Below are 26,818 nucleotides of genomic sequence, written 5' to 3'. Positions count from 1 at the left end.
ATCCTGTCAGATGCGGGCGACCGCGTCCCAGCCACCGCACCCCGAGCGGTGCCGGGGGTCTCAGCCACCGCACCCCCCGAGCGGTGCCGGGGGTCTCAGCGACCGCACCCCCGAGCGGTGCCGGGGGTCTCAGCGACCGCACCCCCGAGCGGTGCCGGGGGTCTCAGCCACCGCCCCCGGCCGGCGCAGGAAACCGGCGGTAGGCTCGGCCGCATGCCCGCCGCCCACCTCCTCATCGGCCCACTCCTGCGGCGAGTGGTGGACACCCGAGCGACCATCTGGGTGGAGACCGCCGCGCCCGCCGTGGTCACCGTCCGCACCGCGGGCGGCGCCACCGGCACCGCGCCCACCTTCTCGGCGTACGACCACCACTACGCGCTCGTGATCGTGGAGGGACTCACCCCGGACAGTGCGACCACCTACGAGGTGCTGGTCGACGACGAGCTGGTCTGGCCGGTGCCGAGCAGCGGCTTCCCGCCGAGCGTGATCCGCACCCGGGCCGCCGACGACCGGGACCAGCCGGTCAGCCTGATCTTCGGCTCGTGCCGGGAGACCACCCAGCACGCCACGACCCGCAAGCTGCCACCGGACGCGCTGGACGCGTACGCCCGGCGGATGATGGCCGACCCGGAGTCGAACCCGCCTCCGGACCTGTTGGTGCTGCTCGGTGACCAGGTCTACGCCGACGTCACCTCACCCACGGTGCGCCGGTTGCTGCGTCGGCGGCGACGGCGTCCCAAGGGCGCCCCGGCCGACCAGGTGGTCAGCTTCGACGAGTACACCAAGCTCTACCTGGAGTCCTGGCGTGACCCGGAGATCCGCTGGCTGCTCTCCACCGTACCGAGCGTGATGATCTTCGATGATCACGAGATCATCGACGACTGGAACACCTCGGCGGCATGGCGTTCGGAGGTCCGCGAGCAGCCGTGGTGGCAGGAGCGGATCGGCAGCGGGCTTGCCTCGTACTGGGTCTACCAGCACCTGGGCAACCTCTCTCCCGACGAGATCGTCGCCGACCCGGTCTTCGCGAAGGTCGCCGCCGCCGAGGACGCGACAGGTGTGCTGCGCGAGTTCGGGCACCGGGTCGACCAGGAGTCGGACGTGGCGCACGACACCGAGCGTTGGCGCGCGGTGCAGTACCAGTGGAGTTACGCACTGGACCTGGGCCGCACCCGCCTGGTCATGCTCGACAACCGGTGCAGTCGGGTGCTCGACCCGGGCAGCCGGGCGATGCTGCCGCCGGGCGAGTGGTCCTGGTTCCTGGACCAGGCGCACGGGGTCTACGACCACCTGGTGGTCGGCGCCTCGCTGCCCTGGTTGCTGCCGCAGGGCATCCACCACATCGAGGCGTGGAACGAGAAGCTGGCGGATTCGCCCCGCCCCTGGGTGGCGCGCGGGGCGGAGAAGCTGCGCCGCGCACTGGACCTGGAGCACTGGGCGGCGTTCCGGCGTTCCTTCGAGGGGCTCGCGGAGACGTTCGCCCGGATCGGCACCGGCACCCCGAGGGAGTCCGGCGCGCGGGTCGGCGCCGGTCCGGCGTACGCCCCTCCGGCGTCGATCAGCGTGCTCTCCGGGGACGTGCACCACTCGTACGTGGCCCGGGCCCGGTTCGGCGACCCGGCGGTGGTCACGCCCGTGCACCAGCTCACCTGTTCACCGATCCACAACCAGGTGCCGGCCGGCATTCGTCCGCTGATGCGCCTGGGCTGGTCGGCTGGTCCGGCCGGTGCCACCCGGGCGCTGGCTCGCTCCGCCGGTGTGCGCCGGCCGGGGGTGCGTTGGCGCAAGCTGGCCGGGCCCTACTTCGGCAACGCGGTCGCCACCCTGACGCATCGGGGGCGCGGGGCGGACGTGGTCATCGAGGGCACCACGAAGGACGGGCACCTGCGCGCAGTGATGCGGCGTCGACTCTCGGCCTCCCCGCCTACCTCGCCGTAGTCTCTACGCCGTGGACGAGCACCTGCCGGAACCGATCAGGGCGGTCGAGCACGAGTTGACCGCCCTGCTGCGTCGTGGGCGGGCGGTCTCCTGGGAGATCGCCCGCGAGGTGCACCCGACCCTGGAGCCGAACACCTACGGTTTGTTGCTCTGGTTGCGGCGTAGTGGGTCGATCCGGTTGACCGAGTTGGCGGCGCGGCTCGGTGTGGGCAAGGGGACGTTGAGTCGGCAGATCAACGCCCTGGAGGTCCTGGGCCTGGTCTACCGCGACCCCGATCCGAGTGATCGGCGGGCCGCGCAGATCAGCCTCACCGAGGAGGGGCAGCGTCGTTTCGACGTGGCCAGGTCCGCCCGACTGGGCGAGTTCCTGCGCGCGCTGGACGGCTGGCCGGACCGGGACGTCGAGGAGTTCGCCCGGCTGCTCGGCCGGTTCAACGACTCCTGGCAGTAGGGCCCGGCGACGGGGGAATAGAGTGCCAGCCCGGCAGGTTGTTGCTTCAGGCAACCAAGACGTACGGTTGCCCGAAGCAACTCTCAGGCGGCCAGTGCGCACCAGCCCGCCGCCGTTCCACCTCGACTCCGCTCGGAGGCACCAAACGATGAGCCAGGCGACAGCGCCTCCCCAGGCGACCGCCGTGACCATGACCCACCGGCAGATCCTGGAGGCGCTCTCCGGCCTGCTGCTGGGCCTCTTCGTCGCGATTCTCTCCTCCACGGTCATCTCGAACGCGCTGCCGCGGATCATCACCGAACTGCACGGCGGCCAGTCCGCGTACACCTGGGTGGTCACCTCGGCCCTGCTCGCGACGACCGCGACCACCCCAATCTGGGGCAAACTGGCCGATCTGACCAGCAAGAAAGCACTCGTCCAGCTCGCCCTGGGCATCTACGTGCTGGGCTCGATCCTGGCCGGCCTCGCCCAGGGCACCGGCGAGCTGATCGCCTGCCGCGTGCTGCAGGGCGTCGGCGCCGGCGGCCTCACCGCGCTGGCGCAGGTGATCATGGCCACGATGATCGCGCCGCGCGAGCGGGGCCGCTACAGCGGCTACCTCGGGGCCGTGCTGGCCGTCGGCACCATCGGCGGCCCGCTGATCGGCGGCGTGATCGTGGACACCTCCTGGCTCGGCTGGCGCTGGTGCTTCTACGTGGGGGTGCCGTTCGCCATCCTCGCGCTGATCGTCCTCCAGAAGACCCTGCACCTGCCCGTGGTGAAGCGGAAGGCCCAGATCGACTGGTGGGGCGCCACCCTGATCACCGCTGCCGTTTCGCTGCTGCTGATCTGGGTCTCGCTCGCCGGTGACCAGTTCGCCTGGGCGTCCTGGCAGACCGCCGCCATGGTCCTCGGCGCCCTGGTCCTCGGCGCCCTGGCGATCCGGGTCGAGACCCGGGCCGCCGAGCCGATGATCCCGCCGCGCCTGTTCCGCAACCGCACCATCACCCTCGCCGTCGTCGCCAGCATCGCGGTCGGCGTGGGGATGTTCGGCGCGTCGATCTTCCTTGGCCAGTACTTCCAGATCAGCCGCGGTCAGAGCCCGACCATGTCCGGCCTGATGACCCTGCCGATGATCCTCGGCCTGTTGGTCGCCTCCACCGTCGGTGGACGGATCATCACCAAGACCGGTCGCTGGAAGCGGTTCCTGGTGACCGGCTCGACGCTGCTCACCATCGGCTTCGCGCTCATGGGCACCCTCCGTGCGGACACCAGCTTCACAGTGCTCAGCGTCTACATGGTGCTGATCGGCGTCGGCCTGGGCCTGACCATGCAGAACCTGGTCCTCGCCGTGCAGAACACCGTCGGCCCGCACGAGCTCGGCGCGGCCAGCTCGGTGGTCGCCTTCTTCCGCAGCCTCGGCGGCGCGATCGGCGTATCCGCCCTCGGCGCGGTCCTCGCCCACAAGGTCAAGGACTACACCGCCGACGGGCTGGCCCAACTCGGCATCCCCGCCTCCAGCTCCGGCTCCGGGGGCGCCCTACCCGACGTGCACACCCTGCCCGGCCCGCTGCGGGCCGTGGTGGAGAGCGCCTACGGCCACGGCGCCGGTGACATCTTCCTGGCTGCCGCACCCTTCGCGTTGATCGCGTTGATCGCGGTGGCCTTCATCAAGGAGGTACCGCTGCGGCAGCACAACGGCGACCCGGTTTCGGCGGAGATCGAGCGGGAATCGACACTCGCCGCCGGCGCTGGCGCGGCCGTGGTCCGTACCGGTGAACAGAGGTGAGGTAGAACCATGGGCGTGGGAGCACCGGACCGCGAGGAGTACGGCCCCCGAACCCGGCCGCTGCCCTTCGAGCGGGGCACGGACGGCCCTCGGGTGATCATGGTGGGCATCGACGGCACCCGTACCTCCGAGCGGGCCGGCTCCTACGCCGCGGGCCTGGCCCGCCGGCAGGGCGCCGCCCTGGTGGTGGTCTTCGTCAGCTCGGCGAGCGGCCTGACCGCCCTGGTGCCCGGCATGGACGCCGGCGCGGTCCAACGCACCCACGAGGAGTTGGCCGACGAGCTGCGCCGGGAGTGCCGTCGTGGGGCCGAGCAGTGGGGCATCCCGGTGACCTTCGTCTGCCGGCGCGGCGACGCGTACGGCGAGTTGTGCGCAGCGGCCGACGAGTTCCAGGCCGACATGGTGTTGGTGGGCGCTTCCGAGCAGGCCGGTCACCGGCTGGTCGGCTCGGTCGCCACCCGCCTGGTACGGGCCGGTCGCTGGCCCGTCGTGGTGGTGCCCTGATAACCCGTCGCGGCATGTCAGATGTGCCGGGCAGGATGCGCGCATGACGTGGACCGCACCGGAGATCACCCGGACCCTCGAACCGTACGTCGGCGACGAGCGCACCATGCTCGACGGCTGGCTCGACTACCACCGGCAGACCCTGCTGCTCAAGTGCTCCGGCCTGACCGAGGAGCAGTTGCGGACGCCGAGCGTGCAACCCTCCGGGCTGACCCTGCTCGGTCTGGTCCGGCACCTGGCCGAGGTGGAGGCCTGGTGGTTCCGGGAGAACTTCGCCGGCCAGCGGGTCGACTACCCGTACTTCACCCCGGAGACGCCGGACGCCGACCACGACGTCAGCGACGCCGACGCCGAGGCTGACCTCGCCATCTTCCACCGGGAGGTGGCACTGGCCCGCGAGGCCGCCGCCGGCCATTCGCTCGACGAGACGTTCACCGAGGTCGGCGCGAAGAAGCGCACCTTCAACCTGCGCTGGGTGTACGTGCACATGATCGAGGAGTACGCCCGGCACAACGGCCACGCCGACCTGATCCGGGAACGCATCGACGGCGTCACCGGCGAGTGACAGGCGCTCAGTAGTCCAGAGCGGCACGCAGGTAACGGAGGTCGGCGTGACCGCCCCAGCGGTGCGCCGACAGCCCGGCGGCCCGGGCACCGCGCACGGCCCAGTCCTCGTCGTCCACGAAGAGCACCCGGGCGGGTGGGGTGGCCAGTGCCTGGCAGGCGGCCTGGAAGTACTCCGGGGCCGGCTTGTGCACGCCGACCACCGAGGAGTTGACCACCACGTCCAGCTCGCCGACGAGGCCGAGTGCGGCCAGGTCGGCGTCGAGCAGGTCGGTGGCGTTGGTGCCCAGGCCGACCCTGATCCCGGCGGCACGCACCTCCCGGACGAAGTCGAGCACCTCGGTGTCGACCTCACCCCGGTACCGCTGCCACTGCTCCACCGCCGCCCGGGCGCGGTCCGGGCCACCGGCCGGCTCGGCCAGCGCGTCGGCCACGCTGTCCACCCACTGGGCGTGACTGACCTGGCCGGTGAGCACCGGCTGGAGGCGGCCCCACTGCATCGCGATCTCGCCGAGCACCCCGTCGGAGAGGCCGTACTCCCGCTCGACACCGGCGGCGACCGCCGGGTCCCAGCGGCGCAGGACGCCGTCCAAGTCCAGCAGGAGCGCCGTCGCGCGTTCCCGAGCCACTACCCGTTCTCCTCGCCGCGGCCGTGCCGCTCGTCGTCCTCGTCGGCCCGGTTGAGCCGTTGGCTGATCACCTGCGTGACCCCGCTGCGCATGGTCACGCCGTAGAGCGCGTCAGCGATCTCCATCGTCCGCTTCTGGTGCGTGATGACGATCAGCTGGCTCTTCTCCCGCAACTGTGCCATCAACGTGATCAACCGGCCCAGGTTGACGTCGTCCAGGGCCGCTTCCACCTCGTCCATGATGTAGAACGGGCTGGGCCGGGCACGGAAGATCGCCACCAGCATGGCCACCGCGGTCAGCGACCGCTCGCCACCGGAGAGCAGCGACAGCCGCTTGATCTTCTTGCCCGGTGGGCGGGCCTCCACCTCGACGCCGGTGGTGAGCAGGTCCTCCGGCTCGGTGAGGATCAGCCGCCCCTCGCCGCCGGGGAAGAGCACGTTGAACACCTGCTCGAACTCCCGGGCGGTGTCCTCGAACGCGCTGGCGAAGACCTCCAGGATCCGCTCGTCCACGTCCTTGACCACGGTGAGCAGGTCCCGACGGGTGGCCTTGAGATCTTCCAACTGCTCGGAGAGGAACTTGTACCGCTCCTCCAGCGCGGCGAACTCCTCCAGCGCGAGCGGGTTGACCTTGCCGAGCAGGGTCAGCTCCCGTTCCGCCTTGGCGGCCCGCTTCTCCTGCACCGGCCGCTCGTAACGGACCGGCTCGGGCACCGGCAGGCCGTCGCGTTCGGCCGTGGCGATGTCGACAGGGGTCGGCGGGACCGGCTGCGTCGGGCCGTACTCGGCGACGAGTGTCTCCACGTCCAGCCCGAAGTCCTCGGCGGCCTTCGCCTCCAACTGCTCGATGCGCAGCCGTTGCTCCGCGCGGGCGACCTCGTCGCGGTGCACCTGGCTGGTCAGCCGCTCCAGCTCCGCGCCGAGCCGCTTGGCCGCGCCGCGTACCTCCTGGAGTTCTGCCTCGCGGGCGGCGCGTTCCCGGGCGACGGCGTCGCGGTGCTCCTCCGCCGTCGCGATCGAGGTGGTGAGCCGGGTGAGCGCCTCCCGGGCGCCCCCGGCCACGGCCCGGGCGATGCCCGCACCGCGGGTGCGCGCGGCCCGCCGGGCCGCTGCGCGTTCCCGGGCGGCCCGCTCGGCGGTGGCCTGCCGCGCGAGAGAGTCGGCCCGGCCTGCGATCGAGGAGACCCGCTCCTCGGCGGTACGCACCGCGAGCCGGACCTCCATCTCGTTCTGCCGGGCCTGCGGCACCATGGCCGCAAGCTGATCCCGTTCCTCGGTGGAGGGCTCGGCGTCGACCGGTGTCTCCTCGGCCAGCCGCAGCCGCTCCTCCAACTCGTCGAGGGTGGCGAGGTCCCGTTGCCGGGCCGCCTCGGCACGGGACCGGGACTCGCCGAGCCGGTCGGTCTCCGCCTTCGCCGAGCGGGCCGCCGCGCCCAACTCGGCCAGCCGGCGGGCGGCGGCGTTGCGGTGACTCTCCGCCTCCCGCTTCTCGGCGGCGGCATGCTGCACGGCCTCCTTGGCGGCCGCCACCTCGGCGCGCGCCTCGACGAGTTGGTCCCGTAGCTCCGCGCCGTCGCGCTCGGCGGTCAGTCGGTTGGTACGCGCCTCCTCGACGGCCGCCTGCACCTCGATGTAGCTGGGGGCCTTGGCCGACCCGCCGGCCGCCGCGTACGCCCCGACCACGTCACCGTCCGGGGTGACCGCCCGCAGCTCGGGGTTGCTGGCGACCAGCTCGGCGGCGGCGGCGAGGTCGTCGACGAGCGCCACGTCGCGCAGTGCCCGGTGCACGGCCGGACGCAGCTCCGCGCTGCACTCCACCAGGTCGGGGGCCCACCGGGCGTCGTCGGGCAGCTTCGGACGCAGCGCGTCGGCGGAACCGGTCATGCCGGGGCCCGCCGGGCTCCCGACGAGCAGGCCGGCCCGGCCGGCGTCGGAGATCTTCAGCAGCCGCATCGCCTCGACGGCCTCGTCCACCCCGCTGACGGCGACCGCGTCGGCGAGGCCGCCGAGCGCGGCGGCCAACGCGGCCTCGTGGCCCGGCGCGACGGTGAGCAGCCCGGCGAGGCTGCCGAGCAGGCCGGGCACGTCGCCGGCGCGGGCGAGCAGCGCCCCCGCGCCGTCCTTGCGCCGCAGCCCCAGCGCCAGCGCCTCCTCCCGGGCCTTCCAGGTGGCGGCGTCCTTCTCCGCCGCCCGCTCGGCGTCGGACAGCGAGCGCACGGTCGCCTGCGCCCGCTCCTGCGCGGCGACCGCCTCGGCGTGCCGGGCGTCCAGGTCCGCGTTGTCCCGGTCGGCCTCGGTGGACTGGGCAGCGACCGCGTCCAGGTCGGCCTGCGCCTGCTCGGCGCGGCCCAGCGCGTCGGCGTGCGCGACAGCGAGTCGCTCGATCTCCTCGCCGGCGCTGGTGGTGCGGGCGCGGGCCGAGTTGACCTGACCGGTGAGCTTGGCCATCCCCTCCCGCCGGTCGGCGATGGCCTTGGCGGCGGCGACCAGCTCCCGTTCCGCGGCGGCGAGCTGCCGTTCCAGCTCCTGGCGGTGCTCGACCGCCTCGGCCAGCCGGATCTGGTCGTCGGTGAGCGCCGCGCGCAGCTCCTCCTCCTGCTCGCGAACCCGTTCGGCCTCGGCCTCCAGTTGGTCCGGGTCGCGGCCGGGCCGCTCGTCGTCGCCGCTGGCGCTGAGGTGCCGCAGCCGTTCCCGGGCCAACTGCTCGATCGAGCGGAAGCGCTCCTGGAGGGCGGACAGCTTGTACCAGGTGTCCTGTGCGGCGGCGAGCAGCGGCGCGTCCTCCGCGAGGGCGGCCTCCAGCTCGCCGAGCCGGCCCTGCACCTCGACGTGCTCGCCCTCGATCTGCTCGCGCCGCTCGCGCAGCGCGGTCTCGTCGGCGATCTCCCGGTCGAGGGTGGTGCGCAGGGTGGCCAGGTCGTCGGCGAGCAGGCGCAGCCGGGCGTCGCGCAGGTTGGCCTGGATGGCGGCGGCGCGGCGGGCCACCTCGGCCTGCCGGCCCAGCGGCTTGAGCTGGCGGCGCAGCTCGGCGGTGAGGTCGGTGAGGCGGTTGAGGTTGGTCTGCATCGCGTCGAGCTTGCGCAGGGCCTTTTCCTTGCGCTTGCGGTGCTTGAGGACGCCGGCCGCCTCCTCGATGAACGCCCGGCGGTCCTCCGGCTTGGCGTGCAGCATGCCGTCGAGCCGGCCCTGCCCGACGATGATGTGCATCTCCCGGCCGATGCCGGAGTCGGACAGCAGCTCCTGGATGTCGAGCAACCGGCAGGAGTTGCCGTTGATCTCGTACTCGCTCTCACCGGAGCGGAACATCCGGCGGGTGATGGAGACCTCGGTGTACTCGATCGGCAACGCGCCGTCGGTGTTGTCGATGGTGAGGGTGACCTCGGCGCGACCCAGTGGTGCCCGACCGGCGGTGCCGGCGAAGATGACGTCCTCCATCTTGCCGCCGCGAAGGGCCTTGGCGCCCTGCTCGCCGAGGACCCAGGCGATGGCGTCGACGACGTTGGACTTGCCGGAGCCGTTCGGGCCCACCACACAGGTGATCCCGGGCTCCAGCTTCAACGTCGTCGCGGAGGCGAAGGACTTGAACCCCTTCACCGTCAGGCTCTTGAGATACACCTTCTCGATCCTCGTCCGGTGGCCGCCGTACCGTCGCCGGCTCTGGGGACCTGGGTGAACTCGCAGACTAACCCGGTGGTGGAGGCGGGCCGACACGCGACCCGCCCCGGGTCGGGTACGTCGAGGGTGTGAGGCGCGCACGTGCTGTTGTTCTGGCGGCCGCGACAATGGCGAGAGCAGTTCATGATCGGCTTATCCGCCGGTGCGCTATTCGGATGCGGCCGGGACGGTTCCAGCGCGACCGGTCGCAAGATCATAAATCGTCGACCCGAAAAGGATCGGACAGTGTTGCGCGCCGGCACAGACGTGTCGGCGCGCTTTTCTGCGATGCTGCGATTCAGTTTTGTCGACGCGGAGATCAGGTCAGCGCCGGCTCGGCCAGACGGAGCAGATCGTCCGCCTCCGCCGCAGCCGCCGCGAGCCGATCGTTGTCGGCACGCAGACGCGTGATCTCGAACTCCAGTGCCTGCACCCTGGCACGCAGCCGGGTGACCTCGTCGAGCAGACGCCGGTCGGGCGCTGCGCCTACGTGGCCGTAGAGGGCCTTCGCCATGCTGACTCCTTGATATGCGCTGCCGGAAAGGCCGGCCAACGCGCGCCCATTTGTACGCGGCTGTCATTCCAGCTGTATCTGGGCATGACCGGGCGCGACTGGCGACACCTATATATTGAGCCGCAAACCCCTCCTTCGTCAAGTTCTCGCAGGCCGTAGATCATCTCTACGTCGACCTGTCCACTTGTCGGGGGGCTGCCTTCACGGCACGGACACGCTCTGTCCGGACACCTTTACTGTACGCCCGGATTCCCGGAAGTCCGCCCCTTGGCGTCCGACTTCCCCTTAACTCTTCCTTAGCCACGTTGCCGCAGGTCGCGGGCGCGCCGTAGCGTCACCCCGGCCCGCAACCGACCTCTGGAGGCATAGGCGTGTACGGCTGGACCGACCCGATGGACCCGAACGGCGCCCCCCGGCGCGCCGAGCGGCCGACCGACGAGCCGGCCTGGCTGCACGACCGCCCGGAGCCCCGCTCGGCCTACCTGTTCGGCGACGACGCCGATCAGCCCGGCGACGAGTGGCACCCGCAGCCGCCCGCCGACGGCTGGCGGTCGGGCCGGCCGACGGCCGCCGGCTCGGCCGACGCTCCCACCGCCGCCTGGCCGGCCCACCACCCGGGCGGCGACAGCGGCCACTGGGGCGACAGCCACCCGATCGAGAACCCCGCCGGCGACTGGCCCACCGACGGGGGCCCCGCGACCACCGGCGACTGGCCCACCGACCCAGGGACGACCGCGGGTTGGCGCACCGAGGCCGGCACGGCCGGCCGGCCCGGCGAGGGACGGCACCGCTCCCCGCGCCGCTGGCGCAAGCCGATGATGATCGGCGGCGCCGCCGCGGCGGCCACCCTAGTGGTGAGCTTCGGCGTCGGCGCGCTCGCGATGCCCGGTGGTGAGGGCGGGGTCGATCAGCCGACCGCTGTGGACGACACCTTCGCCGCGTCGCAGGCCCCGACCGAACCGCCGGCCATCGACACGCTGGCCGCGCCCTCCCCGTCCGCCGCGCCCAGCTCGGCGCAGCCGAGCCCTTCGCCGAGCAAGGTCGTCAAGCCGACCCCGGCGCAGTCGCGGACCACCGCCGCCTCGCGCCGCGGCGCCGAACGCAGCACCGCGCCGAGCACGACCAGCGGTTCGGGTTCGGGCGGTTCCAGTGGCACCGTCAGCTCCCAGGCCCGCGAGGTGGTGGACCTGGTCAACGCCGAGCGGGCCAAGGCCGGCTGCAAGGCGCTGAGCATCGACGACAAGCTGATGACCGCCGCGCAGAAGCACAGCCAGGACCAGGCCGACCACCAGAACATGTCGCACACCGGCAGCGACGGCAGCAACGCCGGCGTCCGGCTGGACCGGGTCGGCTACGCCTGGCGCACGTACGGCGAGAACGTGGCCTGGAACCAGAAGACCCCGACCTCGGTGATGGACGCCTGGATGAACAGCTCCGGCCACAGGGCCAACATCCTGAACTGCGCGTTCACCGAGATCGGCGTCGGCATCGCCAACAGCAACGGACCGTACTGGACGCAGGTCTTCGCCGCACCGCGCTGACCGCGCGTCGTCCGCGCCCCCGCGCTCGTTTGACCCGGTGAGGTACGTCGGGCCGAGCGTGGGGCCGGCGTACCGGTGAGGGCGGCGACGGGCCGCCCCGGCCCCGGGAGCTGCCGATGCGGATCCGGCCACGGCGACGCGCCGCCGTACGCCCACTGCACCGCGTCGTGTCGGCCGGTGTCGCGCTGCTCCTGGTCGCACCGGCGTACGGGTGCCGCCCGGCACTGACCCCGCCCGGCGCGCCCACCGCGTGGCCGGCCGCGCAGTCCCGCCACTGGCAGTGGCAGTGGCAGCTCACCGGCCCGCTCGACCCGACGGTGCAGGCGGACGTCTTCCTTCTCGACCCGGTGGCCACCACCGCCGCGCAGACCGCCGAGCTGCGCTCCCGGGATCGCCGGCTGATCTGCCAGGTGCACGTCGGGTCGGTCCGCTCCGCCGACCCGGACGCCAGCCGGTTCCCCGATGTCGTCCAGGGCTCGACCGGACCTCGGCCGGAGAGCCGGTGGCTGGACGTCCGGAGTTGGGACGCGCTCGAACCGGTGCTGGCCGACCGGTTGCGGCTGTGCCGGGGCAAGGGCTTCGGCGCTGTCGCGTTCGCCGACGCCGACGGGTATGCGTTCCGCACCGGCTTCCCACTCGACTTCGACGACCAACTGCTGTTCAACCGCCGGCTGGCCGAGTTGGCCCGCTCGCTCAGCCTCTCCCCCGGGCTGGTCAACGACGTGCCGCAGCTCGCCGCACTGGCCCCGGACTTCGACTTCGTGGTCAACGAGGAGTGCGTGCGGCTGGCCCAGTGCGCCAAGCTGCTGCCGTTCGCCGACGCCGGCAAGCCGGTCTTCCACGTGGAGTACGCCGGCTCGACCGACGACTTCTGTGTGACCACCGTCGGCTACGGCTTCGCGTCGATCCGGAAGGACCGCGCGTTGGACGCGTCCCGGGAGGCCTGCCCGCTGCCCTGAGCTTGAACTGGTGTCGGGCCGGGTCGCGGTCGCGACCCGGCCCGACGGCTCTCGACGTCAGGGCACCGGCACCAACTCCGGGGTGGGAGCCGGAGGATCGGCCGGCGCGGGCTCCGGGCGAGGGCGCAGGAAGCGCGGGGCCCACCAGTTGGCGTCCCCCAACATGGTCATCAGCGCCGGCAACACCACTCCCCGGATGATCGTGGCGTCCAGCAGGATCGCCGCCGCGAGGCCGATGCCGAGCTGTTTCATGTCGATCGTGCTCAGCGTGGCGAAGATCGAGAAGACCCCGACCATCACGATCGCCGCGCTGGTCACGACGCCGGCCGACGAGGTGATCCCGTAGGACACGGCGTCGCGGTTGGGCATGCCGGACCGGATCCCCTCGCGGATCCGGCTGACCACGAAGACGTGGTAGTCCATCGACAGGCCGAAGAGCACCACGAAGAGGAACAGCGGCAACCAGGACACGATGGCACCCATCGACGTGAAACCGAGCAACCCCTCGGCCCACTCGCCCTGGAAGACCAGCACCAGCAGCCCGTACGCGGCACCGGCGGAGAGCAGGTTCAGTGCGATCGAGCTCGCCGCGACCACCACCGACCGGAAGGTGAACACCATGACCAGGAAGGTCAGCACCAGCACGAAGCCCATGACCAACGGCAACTTGTCCCGCACGTGGGCCGCGTAGTCCTCGCTGTCGGCGACGCTGCCGCCGACCGCGTACTCGATGCCAGGGATGCCCCGCAACCCGGCCGGGACCAGGTCCTCGCGCAGCTTCTCCAGCGACTGCACCGACCGGTCGTCCCGGCTGGCGTACGGGGTGGCGACGTCCAGCACCGACACCCGCCGGTCGGCCGACACCTCGATCTTCGGGCCGTCCGCCTCGACCGGGGCGAACAGCGGGTCGCCGGCCGCCCGGGTGGACAGGTCGGTGAGGGCGGTGCGTACCCGGTCGGCCTGGTCGGCCGGCGCCCGCACGGCCACCACGTGATTGGTGCCGGTGCTCGGGAACGCGGCGGTGAGCCGGTCGTACGCCTGCATCGCCGGCGTGGTGCGGGGCAGGTCCTCCATGCCGGGGAACTTCAGCTTCATGCCGAGCGCCGGCGCGGCCAGCGCGAGCAGCAGTCCGACCGAGATGACCAGCGTCACCACCGGCGCGCGCAGCGCCGGCCGGAGCACAGCGGGCCAGAGCCGGGGCGCACGGGGCTGACCGTGGCGGCCGGTGCGCGGCGCGGTCAGCCGCCAGAGCAGCGGCACCCGGGGCCGGTCGACCCAACGGCCGAGCCGGGCCAGCAGGGCCGGCAGCACGGTCAGTGAGCCGGTCACCGCGACGGCGACCACCAGGATCGAGCCGACCGCAAGGGACGAGAAGACCACGTCACCGGCGAGCAGCAACCCGGCCATCGAGATCATCACCGCGAGGCCGGAGACCACCACCGCGTGACCGGACGTCTCCGCCGCGATCTCCACGGCGTCGAGGCCGGAGCGGCCCTTGGCACGTTCCTCCCGCTCCCGGCGGATGTAGAACAACGAGTAGTCGACACCGACCGCCATGCCGATCAGAAGGATCACCGGGGCCGTGGTGTCCGTCGCCGGCACCAGGTGCGAGGCGAGGGTGGACAGACCCATCGCGGCGGCGACCGACGAGAGCGCCAACAGCACCGGTACGCTGGCCGCGATCAGCGCCCCGAACGCGATGATCAGGATCGCCAGGGTGACCGGCAGGCTGAGCAGTTCGGCCCGTTTGAAGTCCTTGCCCAGGGTGTCGTCGAGGGCCTGGCCGATCGACGGCCCGCCGACCTGCTCCACGCGCACCTGCGGATGTGCGGCCTGCACGGAGGCGGTGGCGTCGCGCAACGGCTGCACCCGCTCCGAGGCCGTCTCCGGGTCACCGGACATGGTGATCGGAACCAGCAGCGCCGAGCCGTCCCGGGCCGTGACCGGCTGACCCACCGCGGCCACCCCGACGACCGTACGCAGCCGGGCCGCCGCGTCGTCGGCGGCTGCCGTGGCCGCGGCCTGGTCCAGCGCACCGCCCCGAGAGGTGATCAGGACGTTGTCCACGGCCGGGTCGTCGAAGTTGGCGCCGTCCACGATCAAGCCGGCCCGCCCCGCCTCACCGATGGCCTGGTCACCGCTGGTGGCCTCGTTGAGACCGGCGGCGTTGCCGCCGACGAAGCACACCGCCACGAACACCGCCCACAACGCGATCGCGCGCCACGGATGCTCGGCGCTCCACCGCGCCAGCCGCACCGTCACCGGTCTTCCCCGCATCTCGGATCCCCCTGTCACGTCAGCCCCCCAGTCATCGGTGCTGACGCTAGGGGCGTGACGAGGCGGTCACATCGGGGATCGGCCCCGGCCCATCCCGGAAACCCTGAATGGACCGGCGGGGGGCGGTGCGGTGGGCATCAGCCCACGAATCGGACGTACGCCGGGGTCCAGCCCGGAGCGGCCCGCCGCGACCCGCCGACGCCGCCCCGGAGTCGACTCCGGGTCATCCCCGAAGCGGACCCCGGGGTCGCGGCTGGCAGCGCGGGCAGCTGTACGAGGACCGGTTCATGAACGCCTCGCGACGGATCGGCGCGCCGCACCGACGGCACGGCTCGCCCTCGCGGCCGTACGCGTTCAGCGCCCGGTCGAAGTAGCCGCTCTCCCCGTTGACGTTGACGTAGAGGGCGTCGAAGCTGGTGCCGCCCTCCCTGATCGCCTCGCCGAGCACGTCGCGGACATGGCCGAGCAGGCGCAGCGCGGCCGGACCGGTCAACGCGTCGGTGGGTCGGCCACCATGCAGCCGGGCACGCCAGAGCGCCTCGTCGGCGTAGATGTTGCCCACCCCGGAAATCAGGGTCTGGTCGAGCAGGGCCCGCTTCACCTCGGTGTGCCGTCGGCGCAACGCGGCGACGAACCCCGCGTCGGAGAACTCCGGGTCGATCGGGTCACGGGCGATGTGTGCGATCTCGTCGGGCAACTCCGCACCGCCCTCGCTCACCGAAAGCCCGCCGAACGTGCGTTGGTCGACGAAACGCAGCTCCGGCCCGTCATCGGCGAATCGGAACCGGACCCGCAGATGGGTCTCGTCGGTGGTGCCGCTTGGCTGGAGCAGCATCTGACCGGACATGCCGAGGTGGCCGATGATCGCGTCGCCGCTGTCCAGTGGCAGCCACAGGTACTTACCGCGACGGCGGGCGTCGAGCACCGTCCGGCCGGCGAGCACGTCGGCGAAGTGCACGTCACCGGGAACGTGCCGGCGGACCGCACGTGGGTGGCGGACCTCGACCGAGACGATCCGGCGGCCGACGACCCACTCGGCCAGCCCCTGCCGGACGGTCTCGACCTCGGGCAGCTCAGGCACGCCGCAACCCCGTCTCGTGGTCGTCGGCACCCCCGGCCGGCAGAGCCTGCGCCAGGTGGTCGGCCTGCTCGGCCTCGGCCGCGCGGTCGGCGCGTTCCAGCGTCCCGACCGACTCGTCGGAGTCGGCTGAGCCGCCCCGGTCGATCGGCTGACCCTGGCTGTGCTGGCCGACCGCGCCGTTCTGGGCGGCACCGCCGTTCTGGCCTACCGCGCCGTTCTGGGGGGCACCGCCGTCCTGGCCGTTCTGTTCGGCGAGCGTCCGCCAGGCCGCCTCGGCGGCGCGCTGCTCGGCCTCCTTCTTGCTGCGCCCCTCGGCACCGCCGTACCGGTTGCCGGCCACCACCACCCACGCGGTGAACGTCTTGAGATGGTCCGGACCGGTGCCCTCGATCCGGTACTCCGGAACGCCGAGCCCGAGCGCCGCCGTCAGCTCCTGCAGGCTGGTCTTCCAGTCCAGGGCGGCGCCCCGCCCGGCCGACTCGGCCATCAACGGGTCGAAGAGTCGATGGATGACGATGCCCGTGGTGTCCAGCCCGTACTGGAGGTAGATCGCACCGAGCAGGGCCTCCAGCGTGTCGGCCAGGATGCTTGCCTTGTCCCGACCGCCGGTGGTCTCCTCGCCCTTGCCGAGCAGCAGGTACGCGCCAAGGCCGTCCGGGCCCAGACCACGGGCCACGTCGGCGAGCGCCCTCATGTTGACCACGCTGGCGCGCAACTTGGCCAGCTGGCCCTCGGGGAGGTCCGGGTGGTTGTGGAACAGCGCCGTGGTGATCACCACGCCGAGCACCGAGTCGCCGAGGAACTCCAGCCGCTCGTTGGTGGGCAGCCCACCGTTCTCGTACGCGTACGAGCGATGGGTCAGCGCGCGCTGGAGCAACTCGGGTTCGAGGCTCACGCCGAAGGCGGCTTCCAGGTGACCGACGGACGCCCGCCGCCTCTTGTCGTTGCTCATGATGTGCGTACCTCGGTGTCGGTGGAACGGTTGGTGCGATCCGTCGCGGCGTCGCCGTCGAGCAACGCGGAGACCAGATCGGTGGCGCGCCGCCGCCACAGGTGGGCGGCGAGGGCGATGCCGGAGGCGACGTCGGCGACGCGCGCGGAACCGTGGCAGACGACCACCGTCCCCGCCACGCCCAGCAGGGCGGCAGCGCGGGGGGCGCCCCCCTCGGCCGGAGGGCCGCCGGCCATGGCGTACGCGCCCTCGATGGCCTTGAGCAGCACGTTACCGGTGAAGCCGTCGGTGACGACCACATCGGCGCGCGCGCCGAGGGTCACGTCGTACCCCTCGACCAGGCCGACGTAGCGCGCCCCACCCGGGAGCGGTTCGACGGCGAGCAACGGGTCGGTGGCCCGGCGGACCCGGTCGCCCTTGCCGGCCTCGGTGCCGACCGACAGCAGACCGACCCGGGGCGCGGCGATCGAGTGGGCGACCGCGGCGTACGCGGCGCCGAGCACGGCGTGGCGGGCGAGAGTGGCCGGGCGGGGCTCCAGGGAGCCGCCGACGTCGAGCAGGACGACCGGCCCGGCCACGGCGGGCAGGGTGGCGACCAGGGCGGGTTGGCGGATCTCCGGCCAGCGGCCGAGGCCGAGAACGGCAGCGGTGACGGTGGCACCGGTGGCACCGGCGGACACCAGGGCGTCGGCGGTGCCGTCGCGGACGGCGGTGACCGCGGCGCGGACGGTGCTCTCCGCACGGGCGGCACTGGGGTGGTCGGCCATGCCGACGACGTCGCGGACGGGCCGCACCGCGATCCGGACGCGCTGCGCCGGATCGAGGGCAGCGATCAACTCGTCGGCGACCTCGGCCGGGCCGACGAGGAGCAGGTGCAGGTCAGGGTCGGCGCGCATGGCCCGCAGAGCGCCGTCAACCACGACGGCGGGAGCGTCGTCCCCGCCGAGGAGGTCAACGGCGATCCGCGCGGTGCCCGGCTCCACGGGAACGCCGGCCGGAGTCGGCCGGGCGTCGGAGGGAGCCGGGGCACCGGGCGAATGCCAGGATGCGTGCGCCGCCCGACCTGAGGTCGGGGGCGTCACTGGGCGTCCAGGTCAGACCTCGAGAACCTGGCGGCCGTTGTAGGTGCCGCAGACGGAGCAGGCGGCGTGCGGCAGCTTCGGGGACTTGCACTGCGGGCACGCAACGGTCGCGACCACGGTCGCCTTCCAGTTCGCCCGGCGGGACCGGGTGTTGCTGCGCGACATCTTGCGCTTCGGGACGGCCACGGTTCTTACTCCTCTGTAACGGTCAGTTGCGACAGGCCCGCCCAACGCGGGTCGATCTGCTGGTGACTGTGGTCGGCCGGCAGATCGTCCCAGTGCGCCCCGCATTCAGGGCACAGTCCTGGGCAGTCCTCCCGGCAGAGCGGGTTGGTCGGCAGCGTGAGCACCAACGCGTCCCGCAGCGCCGGCTCCAGGTCGATCAGATCGCCCTGCATCCGGCCCACCTCGTCCTCGTCGGTCGTGGCGTCCGTGGTGCTGTCCTCGTACGCGTACAGCTCCTGGATCGTCACGCCCATCGAGTCGTTGATCTCGCGCAGGCAACGGCCGCACTCGCCCTTGACGGGACCGGTGATGGTCCCGGAGACGAGCACGCCCTCGGACACCGACTGCAACCTCAGATCGAGGTCGAGGTCCGCGCCCTCCGGCACGCCGATCAACTCCACACCGAGGTCCGCCGGTGCCGGCACGACCCGCTGGACCTCACGCAACGCACCAGGGCGGCGCGGCAGGTCCCTCGTGTCGAGGACCAGCGGCGACCTGGGGTTGAGTGTCGATGGCGAGTGCTTGGGCATAGTTAGACTCCGGCCGGTGAGAGGCCGACAAAAAAGGTTACCTGGACGACCGCCGGACCGTCGAACCGGGGGCGACGCCTGCGGCGAGAATGTCGGCTGGTGAGGTGCCGCTCAGAAGGGTAGCGGGCGTTCCGCCTCGTCCCCAGCGAAGGTTCCGATCTCGCGCAGGGCGTGCATCTTGTCCCGGCCGCGCTCTATCGAGGCCAGCGCCCGGGTGAGGAACTGTTCGAAGTTGGCCAGCGCGGTGTCGACGTAGTCGTCGACCTCCTCCCGCAGGCGCTGCGCCTCGGCCCGGGCCTCGGCGATGATCCGGGCACCCTCGTGCTCGGCGGACACGGTGATCTCGTTCACCGAGACCAGGCGGGCGTGTTCTGCCTCACCCTCGCTGATGATCCGGTCCGCCTCCCGCTTGCCGGCCTCCATGATCTTGTCCCGCTCCTCCAGGAGCGCGGCGGCGCGACGCAGGTCGGCGGGGAGGTCGGCACGTATCTCGTCGAGGGCCGCGATCGTCTCGCCCCGGTCGACCATGCAGTTGTTGCGCGACATCGGGACGGAGCGGGCCTGCTCCACCATGGCGATCAGTTCGTCGATGCGATCGAGCGGGTCCACCGGTACCTCACTCCTGTCGTTCTGCGGCCGACCTCCATGATGCGGGCTACGGCCGTTCCCCGCGCCACCAATCATGGCGTGCCCGCCCCACCCGCGCCCCATCCGCCCCTACCCGGCGCGTCGCGACATCGTCACCCGGCGCCCACCGTGCCCGCACTCTTGCCTCGATTTCTCGCAAAAGGGGCGTCCCGCCTGCCGGGGCCGGTGCGATCGCCGGCACCGGGTGGATCAGGTACGGGGGCCGAGACGGGCCTGGAGAGCCTTACGGACCGGGTCGGGGACATGGGCGGAGATGTCGCCACCCCACTTGGCCACGTCCTTGACCAGGCTCGACGAGAGGAACGAGTAGAGCGGGTTGGTCGGCATGAAGAGCGTCTCGACACCCGCCAGCCCGATGTTCATCTGGGCCATCTGCAACTCGTAGTCGAAGTCGCTGACCGCACGCAGGCCCTTGATCAGCACACTCGCCTGCTGGGCCCGGCAGAAGTCGACCAGCAGCCCGCGGAACGACTCGACCCGCACGTTCCCGTACGACGAGGTCACCTCGCGGAGCATGTCGATCCGCTCCTCGACGGTGAACAGACCACTCTTCGACTGGTTCACCAGCACACCGACGATCACCTCGTCGAAGAGCCGGCTGGCCCGCCCGATGATGTCGAGGTGTCCGTTGGTGACCGGATCGAACGAACCGGGGCACACCGCACGTCTCATGATCGGCGACCGTACCAAAGTGTGGTCTCGCCGTAACGGCGACTACGGTCCGAGGTGATCCCGTCCACCCAGTCGAACTGCCTGGTGCGACTGGACCGCTCCACCACCACCAGCGCGTCGGGTGCCAGCCAGTCGCCGCCGACGAGCGCGGCCAACAGCGCGGTGATCTCCTCGTCCGGCACCGCGTAGGGCGGGTCGGCGAAGACCACGTCGTACGGGCCGCCCTCCGGGCCCGTGGCCAGCACCGTCGCCACCTTGCCGGCGACCAGTCGGGCAGCCGAGCCGACGCCCAGGGTCGCGACGTTCTCCCGGATCACGCGGGCCGCCCGTTGGTCGGACTCGACGAGCAGCACGTGCCGGGCACCTCGGGAGAGCGCCTCCAGCCCGACCGCGCCGGAACCGGCGTACAGGTCGGCGAAGCGGGCACCGTCGAGGTCGACCTCGGCCTCGACGGCGCTGAACAGCGCCTCCCGAACCCGGTCGGACGTGGGCCTGGTGCCAGCACCGGGAGGCGCGGCGATCCGCCGGCCACCGAGTGTGCCGGCCACGATCCGGGTCACCGTCTGCACCTGCTCATGCCCGCGACGCTACGCGACCCGTCGGGCCGACCGACCGACACGGTCGGTACCGCCACGACGATCACGTGATCACTTCTCGTATATCAATGATCTCAACTTCATAACATCCGTCTTAGCAAATCCTGAGCGCTGTCTCACGACCGACGATCTCGCTAGGGTCTGCCGGGTGCCGGCGGCAACCCACCGGCCCGCGGTACGGGAGGGCGCCTCTCCGATCGGACGTGCAGCGACCGTCCACTGTCACTCCCGTGCCACACCCCTGACGCTTCAGCACTCCAGGAGTACCCGTGATCCGTCCCAAGCTGTCGCTACAGCGACCGCTGGCCATCCTGGGAGCCGCCCTCATCGGCCTCACCGGGGCAGTCGCGGTGGCCGGCCCGGCCAGCGCGCACCACACCACGATCACCGCAGTAGCCGACTGTGACCGGCTCACCGGCGAGCGCGTGATCACGTGGACGGTGGAGAACAGCGAGCGCGACAAGGCCGTCACCCTCAAGAAGGTGACCGCGGAACCGTCGACCGAGGTCACCGTGCCGGTCGAGGGCTCCAACGCGGTCCCGCTGAAGGGCTCCGTCATCCCCAAGGGCGGCAGCGTCGTGGCCGTCCAGCGAGTGCCGGGCGACACCGCCACCGCCAAGCTCACCGTCTTCGGCAAGTGGAAGAAGAACGGTCAGGAAGCCACCAACAACGGCAGCATCAACCTGGCCGCCGACAGTTCCTGCGCGCCGGCTCCGAAGTGCGTCGACGTCGACAAGGCGAAGTACAGCCACACCTTCGACGGCCCGAAGGGCACCGCCACCGTCAAGCTCGACGGTGACCTGCCGCTCTGCGGCGAGGGCAAGCAGTGGTTCACGCTGGTGTCGTACTTCGCGCCCCGGCCGCAGTTCGCCACCCCGCAGTACGTCTACGGCACGCCGGACAGCAACTGGATCGGCGGCACCCAGACCGAGATCACGCTGAACGTGGAGATCCCGGACTGCCACACCCAGGTCGACCTGATCTGGGGCGGCAAGGACCAGGTCATCGACGAGCTGGTTGACGGCGGCAAGCGCTACGACAACAAGAAGCTCGGCTCCCAGGGCGCCCCGGGCAACCGGTCGAAGGGCCCGCAGGGCTGGTACAACGGCGGCAGCAAGAGCTGCACCACGCCGGCCTCGACCTTCGCGTCCAACTGCGACGGTTCGGTCGCCGTGTCGCTCAGCAACGACGGCAAGATCAGCAAGTACGCGGTCGAGTTCGAGGTGAAGGCCGAGAACGGCTTCTCCAAGAAGGTCTCCGTCGCCGCCGGTAAGGCCGACACCAGCGTCGTCGTGCCCGCCGCGGACGCCGGCAAGATCGAGGTGCTGGTCGACGGCAAGGTGGTCGAGAACGGGACGTACTCGTGGCAGCGCCCCGAGGACTGCCCGCTGCCGGCCGTCACCACCAAGGCCGACTGCAAGGACTTCGCCCTCACCGTGACCAACCCCGAGGGTGGCCTCCCGGTCAAGGCGACGTTCACCTACGGCGACAAGAACGAGACCCGTACGGTCGCGGCCGGCAAGTCGGAGACCGTGACCTTCCCGGCCGGCAAGGCCGAGACGGCGCTCGTCGCGCTGCCTGACCTCGACCTGGAGATGGAAGCGGTCTACACGCCGGAGGGCAACTGCGGCGGCGGTGGCGCCGGCGGCGAGGAGCCGGGCCTCCCGGTCACCGGTGCGGCGGCGGGCGGCATCGCCGCCGGCGCGATCGCGCTGCTGATCGCGGGCGCGGTGCTCTTCGTCATCGCTCGGCGTCGTCGGGTGACCTTCACCGCCTGAGACACCCCGCTCTGACAACTGAGGGCGCGTCGACCATCCGGTCGGCGCGCCCTTCGTCATGCAGTCGGTCGGCTGCCGATGCCCCGGCAGGTCAGGCGGTCTCAGCCCTTCTCCAGGTACTCCGCGCGGTCCTCGTCCACCAGGGCGGCAACCGAGGCGGCCAGCGCCGGGTTGCGGGTCAGCTCCGGGTCGTCCTCGATCAGGGTGATCGCCTCGGCGCGGGCGTCGCGGATCAGCTCGGCGTCCCGCCGCAACGAGAGCAGCCGCAGGTGCGACCGGTGACCGGACTGGGTGGCACCCAGCACGTCACCCTCGCGGCGCTGCTCGAGATCCAGCTCGGCGAGCTTGAAACCGTCACTCGTGGATGCCACCGCGTCCAGCCGCTCCCGCGCCGACGAGCCCTCGGCCGCCTCGCTGACCAGCAGACAGAGCCCGGCGGCGGCACCCCGGCCGACCCGGCCCCGCAACTGGTGCAGTTGGGAGACACCGAAGCGGTCGGCGTCCAGCACGATCATCACGGTCGCGTTCGGCACGTCCACGCCGACCTCGATCACCGTGGTCGCCACCAGTACGTCCAGGTCACCGGCCGCGAAGGAGCGCATCACCGCGTCCTTCTCGTCGGCCGGCAGGCGACCGTGCAGCACCCCGATCTTCAGCCCGTGCAGCGGGCCCTCGGCCAGCAGCGGGGCCACCTCGGTCACCGCCAGCGGCGGCCGGCGGCCGTTGTCGTCGTCGGGTGGCGGCTCATCCTCCGACGCCGGCCCGTCCCCGATCCGCGGACACACCACGTACGCCTGGTGGCCGGCGGACACCTCCTCGCGCAGCCGACGCCAGGCCCGATCGAGGTAGGCCGGCTTCTCGGCGGCGGGCACCACGTGCGAGGCGATCGGCGACCGCCCCCGGGGCAACTGGGAGAGAGTGGAGACCTCCAGGTCGCCGTAGACGGTCATCGCCACCGTGCGCGGGATCGGGGTGGCCGTCATCACCAGCACGTGCGGCGGCTGGTCGGCCTTGGCTCGCAGGGCGTCGCGTTGCTCCACGCCGAAGCGGTGTTGCTCGTCGACGACCACCAGGCCGAGATCGGCGAAGTCGACCCCCTCGTAGAGCAGGGCGTGGGTGCCGAGCACGATGCCGGCGGCACCGCTGGCGACCTCGCCGAGCGCCCGCCGTCGGGCCGCCGCGCCCAGCGAGCCGGTGACCAGCTCGACCCGGGTGGCCTGGTCTGCCGAACCCAGTTCGCCGGCTCTGCCGAGCGGCCCGAGCAGGTCGAGCATGCCGCGGTGGTGCTGGGCGGCCAGCACCTCGGTGGGCGCCAGCAGCGCGGCCTGGCCGCCCGCGTCGACCACCTGGAGCATCGCCCGCAACGCCACCACCGTCTTGCCGGAGCCCACCTCGCCCTGCAACAGGCGGTGCATCGGGTGCGGTGCGGCCAGATCCTCGGCGATCTCCACGCCGACGTCACGCTGGCCGGCCGTCAGCTCGTACGGCAGACGGGCGTCGAAGGCCTCCAGCAGCCCACCCTGGCGGGCCGGGCGGGGTCGGGCCGGCCAGTCGGCTGCCCGGTGCTTGCGCTGCACCAGGGTCAACTGGACGGCGAACGCCTCGTCCCACTTGAGCCGCCGCCGCGCCCGGTGCAGTGCCTCCTTGCTGGACGGCCGGTGGATCTCCTTCAGCGCGGTGCCCAGCCCGACCAGCTTGCGACTGGCCCGCACGTCGGCGGGCAGCGGGTCGTCCGGCGGGGTGAACGTGTCCAGCACGACCCGTACGCACCGTGCGATCACCCAGGTCGGCAGGGCTGCGGCGGCTGGGTAGACGGGGATCAGCGCGCCGGCGAACTCCTCGATCTCGTCGCTCACCGCCGCCTCGCCGTCCCCACCCTCGCCGAGCAGGACGTACTCCGGGCCGTTGAGCTGTCGTTTGCCCCGGAACTCGGTGACCTTGCCGGCGAACAGCCCCCACCGACCGGGACGCAGCTCCCGCTCACGCCACGCCTGGTTGCCGAAGAACGTCAGCGTCAACACTCCGCCGGAGCCGTCGCCGACGGTCACCTCCAGCAGGTTGCCCCGCCGCTGCCGCATCGGGCGCACGGTGGTGCGCTGCACCTGGGCCAGCACGGTGACCTGCTCGCCGACGTCGAGCGACCGGATGTCGGTGTGCTCGCCGCGCTCGTCGTAGCGACGTGGGAAGTGGTAGACCAGGTCACCCGCTGTGTGCAGGTCGAGGTGCGCGGCCAGCGCCTTGGCTGTCTTGTCCCCGACCAGCTTCTTCAGCGGAGTGTCCACGGTGGCTGGTTCGCTCATTCGATCCCTACCAGGAGCGGATAAAACGGCTGGCCCCCCGGGTACGCGTGCACCTCGACGAACGGCCAGCGACTCGCGACGTGCGCGCGCACGGCGTCGGTGAGCCCGGCCGGGGCGTCCAGACCGGCCAACAGGGTGACCATCTCGCCACCGCCGCCGAGCATCCGGTCGACCACGGCGGAGCAGGTGTCGGTGAGGTCTGTGCCGATCAGGTGCACCTCCCCCTCGACCAGCGCCAGCACGTCGCCGGGCCGACACGGGCCGGCCACGGTCAGCGCCTCCCGGCTGGCGTGACAGACCTCGGCGTAGCGGCAGGCGCCGGCCGCCTCGGCCATCGCGATCACGTCGTCCTCGAAGCGGCGGTCGCCGTCGCGGACGGCGAGGGCGGCGAGCGCCTGCACGGGCGATCGGGTCGGCACCACGCTCACCTTGATGCCGAGTCGGTGGGCCTCGCGGGCCGCCGCGCTGGCCACCGCCTCCGTGTTGGCGTCGTTGGGCAACACCACCACCCGGGCCGCACCGGTGCTACGGACGGCGTCCAGCAACTCACCGGTGGACGGGTTGCCGGGCACCACCGTCGCGCCCTCCGCGGCGAACAGTTCGGCGATGCCACCCCCGGTGGCGACCACCACCGCCGCCCGGCCGGTCGCCAGCGGGCCGGGGGGTGGCTCCGGCTGGTCGGCGAAGCGGGTCACCGAGATCCGGTACGGACGACCGGCGGTCACCCCCGCCTCGACTGCCGCGCCCACGTCGTTGACGTGCACGTGCACGTTCCAGGTGCCCTCCGGCTCCCGCCCGTCACCGACGACGACCAGGGAATCGCCCAACGCGTCGAGCGTCCGCCGCAACCCGGCGACCGCCTCCGCCCGGGCGTCGAGCAGGAACTGCACCTCGTACGCGTACTCCTCGGACCCGGTCTCCCGGGCGACGGTGGCCGCCGGGCGGGCGGAGCGCGGCGTCGGCGCGGGCCGGGCCGCCGTCTCGCCGGTGAGCACCGCGACCAGAGCGTCGAGCAGCACGCAGAGCCCTCGGCCACCGGCGTCGACGACACCCGCGCGGGCCAACGCCGGCAGTTGCTCCGGGGTCCGAGCGAGCGCCTCGGCGGCGGCGCGGGCCGCCGCGCGGGCCACCGCCGGCAGGTCGTCGCTGTCCGCCTGTTCGGCGGCGGTGGCGGCCGCCGCGACCACCGTGAGCAGGGTGCCCTCGACCGGACGGGCGACCGCGGTGTACGCGGCCGCCGTGCCGGAGCGCAGCGCGGAGGCCAACTCCCGGCCGCGCACCGCCGGCACCACGGCCACCTGATCGGCGAACCCGCGCAGGATCTGCGAGAGGATCACCCCGGAGTTGCCCCGCGCGCCGAGCAGCGCGCCCTGCGCCATCAGCCGCAGCGCGTGCCCGTGTGCGGTCGGCCCGCTGTCGGGGAGAGTGTCCAGGTCCATCGCGAGGGCCTGCTGGGCCGAGGTGAGGGTGAGCACCAGGTTGGTGCCGGTGTCGCCGTCGGGGACCGGATAGACGTTGAGCTGGTCGATCTCGCCCTGGTGGCGCTTGAGCGCGGCCAACCCGCTCGCGCACCACCGGCGGACCGTGGCGGCGTCGAGGGTGTCCAGCACGGGCAGAAGCCTACTTGCGCGCCCCGACACGTGGCGGACTCGTCCGGCGTGTCCTCCGCGTCCCGGTCCAGTGGCGACCGCAACGCGGACGAGCCCCTCCGGTAACCTCGCCGCCGGGCCGGCCCACTCTCGGGCGGACGGGCCCGCGACCAGGCGGGAGCCGGAGCACGGCCGAGCGCCGGACCGGGCCGGTTGGCCGGGTCGGCGAGTCATCGGGTAACCTGACCAGGTTGCCCGGGCAGCACCTGCCGGCGACCCCATGAACGTATCAATCCCAGGAGTATCCCGTGGCTAGCGTGTGCGACGTCTGTGGCAAGGGACCGGGCTTCGGCCACAACGTGTCCCACTCGCACCGGCGGACCAACCGCCGCTGGAACCCGAACATCCAGTCGGTGCGTACCCCGGCCGGTGGCGGCAACACCAAGAAGTTGAAGGTCTGCACCTCGTGCATCAAGGCCGGCAAGGTCACCCGCGCCTGACGCGGTAGCACCCACTTCCTCGTACGGCTCAGCCGGCGGACCCTGAGGTCCGCCGGCTCTGTCGTGT

The 26,818-nt window shown here is 72.2% G+C and carries 22 protein-coding genes and 1 pseudogene; 9 read left to right on the top strand and 14 right to left on the bottom strand.

Annotated features, from left to right (window positions below; all coding sequences use genetic code 11):
* Positions 1 to 213 precede the first annotated feature (213 nt).
* From O7614_RS08445 to O7614_RS08425, 5 genes are all read left to right on the top strand, one after another.
* On the top strand, positions 214 to 1,938 hold the full coding sequence (locus O7614_RS08445; RefSeq protein ID WP_278137912.1) for an alkaline phosphatase D family protein: 1,725 nt from the start codon (positions 214 to 216) through the stop codon (positions 1,936 to 1,938).
* A 10-nt stretch (positions 1,939 to 1,948) separates the two neighbouring features.
* The gene (locus tag O7614_RS08440; RefSeq protein ID WP_278137911.1) at positions 1,949 to 2,389 is read left to right on the top strand and encodes a MarR family transcriptional regulator; all 441 of its coding nucleotides are present in this window, start codon (positions 1,949 to 1,951) and stop codon (positions 2,387 to 2,389) included.
* 148 nt (positions 2,390 to 2,537) lie between these two features.
* The gene (locus O7614_RS08435; RefSeq protein WP_278137910.1) at positions 2,538 to 4,157 is read left to right on the top strand and encodes an MDR family MFS transporter; all 1,620 of its coding nucleotides are present in this window, start codon (positions 2,538 to 2,540) and stop codon (positions 4,155 to 4,157) included.
* Positions 4,158 to 4,166: 9 nt separating this feature from the next.
* Complete coding sequence (locus O7614_RS08430; protein WP_278137909.1) at positions 4,167 to 4,661, top strand: universal stress protein; 495 nt, start codon at positions 4,167 to 4,169, stop codon at positions 4,659 to 4,661.
* A 43-nt stretch (positions 4,662 to 4,704) separates the two neighbouring features.
* A complete protein-coding gene (locus tag O7614_RS08425) occupies positions 4,705 to 5,226 on the top strand; it encodes a DinB family protein (protein WP_278137908.1) in 522 nt (173 codons plus the stop codon).
* Between the two features lie 7 nt (positions 5,227 to 5,233).
* Here O7614_RS08425 and O7614_RS08420 read toward each other — a convergent pair whose 3' ends face one another.
* The 3 genes from O7614_RS08420 to O7614_RS08410 all read right to left on the bottom strand — a co-directional run bounded on the left by O7614_RS08420 (position 5,234) and on the right by O7614_RS08410 (position 10,021).
* A complete protein-coding gene (locus O7614_RS08420) occupies positions 5,234 to 5,854 on the bottom strand; it encodes an HAD-IA family hydrolase (protein WP_278137907.1) in 621 nt (206 codons plus the stop codon).
* Positions 5,854 to 9,468 carry a chromosome segregation protein SMC gene (gene smc, locus O7614_RS08415; protein ID WP_278137906.1) on the bottom strand — a complete coding sequence of 1,205 codons (3,615 nt, stop codon included), beginning with the start codon at positions 9,466 to 9,468 and terminating at the stop codon, positions 5,854 to 5,856. Before smc ends, O7614_RS08420 begins: the two co-directional genes overlap by 1 nt.
* Before the next feature lie 358 nt (positions 9,469 to 9,826).
* Positions 9,827 to 10,021, bottom strand: a complete 195-nt coding sequence (locus O7614_RS08410; protein WP_007456482.1) for a hypothetical protein — start codon at positions 10,019 to 10,021, stop codon at positions 9,827 to 9,829.
* Between the two features lie 371 nt (positions 10,022 to 10,392).
* Between O7614_RS08410 and O7614_RS08405 the strand changes: the two genes are divergently transcribed.
* Both O7614_RS08405 and O7614_RS08400 read left to right on the top strand, forming a co-directional pair.
* Positions 10,393 to 11,562, top strand: coding sequence for a CAP domain-containing protein (locus O7614_RS08405; protein ID WP_278137905.1), 1,170 nt, complete (start codon positions 10,393 to 10,395; stop codon positions 11,560 to 11,562).
* A 116-nt stretch (positions 11,563 to 11,678) separates the two neighbouring features.
* Positions 11,679 to 12,521: an endo alpha-1,4 polygalactosaminidase gene (locus O7614_RS08400; RefSeq protein ID WP_278137904.1), complete on the top strand. Its 843-nt coding sequence runs from the start codon at positions 11,679 to 11,681 to the stop codon at positions 12,519 to 12,521.
* Between the two features lie 57 nt (positions 12,522 to 12,578).
* On the opposite strand, the gene O7614_RS08395 is transcribed toward O7614_RS08400, so the two are convergent.
* The 9 genes and pseudogenes from O7614_RS08395 to rsmD form a co-directional block, all read right to left on the bottom strand.
* Positions 12,579 to 14,798, bottom strand: coding sequence for an MMPL family transporter (locus O7614_RS08395; RefSeq protein ID WP_278137903.1), 2,220 nt, complete (start codon positions 14,796 to 14,798; stop codon positions 12,579 to 12,581).
* A gap of 223 nt (positions 14,799 to 15,021) precedes the next feature.
* Positions 15,022 to 15,879 (bottom strand): bifunctional DNA-formamidopyrimidine glycosylase/DNA-(apurinic or apyrimidinic site) lyase, encoded by an 858-nt coding sequence (mutM, locus tag O7614_RS08390; RefSeq protein WP_278137902.1) that lies wholly within the window; start codon positions 15,877 to 15,879, stop codon positions 15,022 to 15,024.
* 244 nt (positions 15,880 to 16,123) lie between these two features.
* Positions 16,124 to 16,831, bottom strand: a pseudogene (gene rnc / locus O7614_RS08385) (ribonuclease III); the annotation flags it as partial.
* Complete coding sequence (locus tag O7614_RS08380; RefSeq protein ID WP_278137901.1) at positions 16,828 to 17,814, bottom strand: phosphate acyltransferase PlsX; 987 nt, start codon at positions 17,812 to 17,814, stop codon at positions 16,828 to 16,830. The pseudogene rnc and the gene O7614_RS08380, both read right to left, overlap by 4 nt.
* Positions 17,815 to 17,925: 111 nt before the next feature.
* The gene (rpmF, locus tag O7614_RS08375) at positions 17,926 to 18,099 is read right to left on the bottom strand and encodes a 50S ribosomal protein L32 (RefSeq protein WP_030335284.1); all 174 of its coding nucleotides are present in this window, start codon (positions 18,097 to 18,099) and stop codon (positions 17,926 to 17,928) included.
* Positions 18,100 to 18,104: 5 nt separating this feature from the next.
* Entirely contained in the window at positions 18,105 to 18,668 is a 564-nt protein-coding gene (locus O7614_RS08370; protein ID WP_278137900.1) for a YceD family protein, read from the bottom strand.
* 111 nt (positions 18,669 to 18,779) lie between these two features.
* Positions 18,780 to 19,277 (bottom strand): hypothetical protein, encoded by a 498-nt coding sequence (locus O7614_RS08365; RefSeq protein ID WP_088991070.1) that lies wholly within the window; start codon positions 19,275 to 19,277, stop codon positions 18,780 to 18,782.
* A gap of 228 nt (positions 19,278 to 19,505) precedes the next feature.
* Positions 19,506 to 19,988: a pantetheine-phosphate adenylyltransferase gene (gene coaD / locus O7614_RS08360; RefSeq protein WP_278137899.1), complete on the bottom strand. Its 483-nt coding sequence runs from the start codon at positions 19,986 to 19,988 to the stop codon at positions 19,506 to 19,508.
* Positions 19,985 to 20,548, bottom strand: coding sequence for a 16S rRNA (guanine(966)-N(2))-methyltransferase RsmD (rsmD, locus tag O7614_RS08355; protein ID WP_278137898.1), 564 nt, complete (start codon positions 20,546 to 20,548; stop codon positions 19,985 to 19,987). Before rsmD ends, coaD begins: the two co-directional genes overlap by 4 nt.
* 305 nt (positions 20,549 to 20,853) lie before the next feature.
* On the opposite strand from rsmD, the gene O7614_RS08350 reads away from it, so the two are divergent.
* Positions 20,854 to 22,362: a cell wall anchor protein gene (locus O7614_RS08350; RefSeq protein WP_278137897.1), complete on the top strand. Its 1,509-nt coding sequence runs from the start codon at positions 20,854 to 20,856 to the stop codon at positions 22,360 to 22,362.
* 101 nt (positions 22,363 to 22,463) lie between these two features.
* Here O7614_RS08350 and recG read toward each other — a convergent pair whose 3' ends face one another.
* Complete coding sequence (recG, locus tag O7614_RS08345; RefSeq protein WP_278137896.1) at positions 22,464 to 24,662, bottom strand: ATP-dependent DNA helicase RecG; 2,199 nt, start codon at positions 24,660 to 24,662, stop codon at positions 22,464 to 22,466.
* The gene (locus O7614_RS08340) at positions 24,659 to 26,272 is read right to left on the bottom strand and encodes a DAK2 domain-containing protein (RefSeq protein ID WP_278137895.1); all 1,614 of its coding nucleotides are present in this window, start codon (positions 26,270 to 26,272) and stop codon (positions 24,659 to 24,661) included. Before O7614_RS08340 ends, recG begins: the two co-directional genes overlap by 4 nt.
* Positions 26,273 to 26,559: 287 nt before the next feature.
* Here O7614_RS08340 and rpmB point away from each other — a divergent pair, with 287 nt between their 5' ends.
* Positions 26,560 to 26,751, top strand: coding sequence for a 50S ribosomal protein L28 (rpmB, locus tag O7614_RS08335; RefSeq protein WP_011905179.1), 192 nt, complete (start codon positions 26,560 to 26,562; stop codon positions 26,749 to 26,751).
* Positions 26,752 to 26,818: the final 67 nt, after the last annotated feature.

Source organism: Micromonospora sp. WMMD961 (genome assembly GCF_029626145.1).
In the GTDB taxonomy this organism is placed as follows: Bacteria; Actinomycetota; Actinomycetes; order Mycobacteriales; family Micromonosporaceae; genus Micromonospora.
This window is presented reverse-complemented; position numbering and strand designations above follow the sequence as displayed.

Coding starts and splice junctions, on each gene's coding strand:
- O7614_RS08445 (WP_278137912.1), top strand. CDS start 214: ATGCCCGCCGCCCACCTCCTCATCGGCCCACTCCTGCGGCGAGTGGTG.
- O7614_RS08435 (WP_278137910.1), top strand. CDS start 2,538: ATGAGCCAGGCGACAGCGCCTCCCCAGGCGACCGCCGTGACCATGACC.
- O7614_RS08430 (WP_278137909.1), top strand. CDS start 4,167: ATGGGCGTGGGAGCACCGGACCGCGAGGAGTACGGCCCCCGAACCCGG.
- O7614_RS08425 (WP_278137908.1), top strand. CDS start 4,705: ATGACGTGGACCGCACCGGAGATCACCCGGACCCTCGAACCGTACGTC.
- O7614_RS08410 (WP_007456482.1), bottom strand. CDS start 10,021: ATGGCGAAGGCCCTCTACGGCCACGTAGGCGCAGCGCCCGACCGGCGT.
- O7614_RS08400 (WP_278137904.1), top strand. CDS start 11,679: ATGCGGATCCGGCCACGGCGACGCGCCGCCGTACGCCCACTGCACCGC.
- O7614_RS08395 (WP_278137903.1), bottom strand. CDS start 14,798: ATGCGGGGAAGACCGGTGACGGTGCGGCTGGCGCGGTGGAGCGCCGAG.
- O7614_RS08370 (WP_278137900.1), bottom strand. CDS start 18,668: ATGCCCAAGCACTCGCCATCGACACTCAACCCCAGGTCGCCGCTGGTC.
- coaD (WP_278137899.1), bottom strand. CDS start 19,988: ATGAGACGTGCGGTGTGCCCCGGTTCGTTCGATCCGGTCACCAACGGA.
- recG (WP_278137896.1), bottom strand. CDS start 24,662: ATGAGCGAACCAGCCACCGTGGACACTCCGCTGAAGAAGCTGGTCGGG.